At 60.7% G+C, this 1280-nt stretch carries 1 protein-coding gene; it reads left to right on the forward strand.

The genetic code is table 11. The annotated features are described in order from the left end of the window. Nucleotides 1-88: 88 nt before the first annotated feature. Nucleotides 89-880: a 3-oxoadipate enol-lactonase gene (gene pcaD, locus EN906_RS34440; protein WP_127272595.1), complete on the forward strand. Its 792-nt coding sequence runs from the start codon at nucleotides 89-91 to the stop codon at nucleotides 878-880. Nucleotides 881-1280: the final 400 nt, after the last annotated feature.

The raw sequence follows: 1280 nt of genomic DNA on the forward strand, positions 1-1280 counted from the left end.
ACAGAGATTGTTCTATCTTTGTAATATCAACAAAATCGCTCCACGGCTAGGCTCTGTCTCGTTCAACGTTCCAGAAGGAATCTTCATCATGAATGAGCTGAATTTCGTCACAACGGGCGACGGCACGCGCATCGCCTACCGCTTCGATGGCGAGGCAAGCAAGCCGGTGCTGGTGCTGTCGAATTCCATCGGCACCACGCTGCACATGTGGGACAGGCAGATCGGCGAATTGTCGAAGCATTTCCGTGTCTTGCGCTACGATTTTCGCGGCCATGGCGGATCGAGCGTTCCCGTCGGCGCCTACTCGCTCGACCGGCTTGGCCGCGACGTCATCGAGCTGCTCGACGCGCTCGACCTGCAACGCGTACATTTCCTTGGCCTGTCGCTCGGCGGGTTCGTCGCGCAGTGGCTCGGCATCCACGCGCCGGAGCGGATCGACCGGCTGATCCTGAGCAACACCTCGTCCCATCTCTCGCCGGCAAGCTATTTCGACGAGCGGATTGCCGCGGTGCGGCAGGCACCGGACATGTCGGAAACCGCCGAGACGTTCCTGAGCAACTGGTTCCCCACGTCGATGGTTGCCGCCAACGAGCCGGTGGTCGAAGAGTTTCGCACCATGCTGCTGGCTATCGACCGGCAAGGTCTGGCGGGTCTGTTCGCAGCGGTTCGCGACGCCGATCTTCGCCGCACCGTAGCACTGATACCGCGGCCGACGCTGGTGATCGCCGGTCGGCACGACACGGTGACAGCAGCCAGCCACGGTGAGATGATTGCCGCGGCGGTGCCCGGCGCGAAGCTTATAGTGCTGCCCGCGGTCCATCTGTCGAACATCGAATATCCGGCAGAGTTCATCCAGGCTGTGGTCGATTTCCTGCGCTGAACTGGAGCGCGACGGAAAGGCGTCCGGCACCAGTCCGGCGGTCGCCGAAACGTTCAAAGGACGTACTGGTTCAGAAGGCGGGGCGGCGGCCTCGGTCAACGTGAGCGCCTCGGTGAACCGAGCCATCTGGCGAAAAGCTTATTCAACGCCTTCGGAACGATCCCGTCACCTTGCCATTATCAGCACGAGAGCCGGCTCGGACAGGCAAGCGCCGTGACCCGACCTTAGAGGCGGCCGATGACTTTCGAGCGCCAACACGAACACACCGGAGGAAGCGATGACTGGACGCAAAACCCATGACCAACAAATTCGCATCATTGAAGAGCGGGAAAACACAAAGAATGCCGGCAAGGATTTCGATTCAGAGGCGGATCTGAAACGATCAGCGGCGGAACGCGAA

The organism is Mesorhizobium sp. M7A.F.Ca.CA.004.06.1.1, assembly GCF_003999135.1.
Classification (GTDB): Bacteria; Pseudomonadota; Alphaproteobacteria; order Rhizobiales; family Rhizobiaceae; genus Mesorhizobium.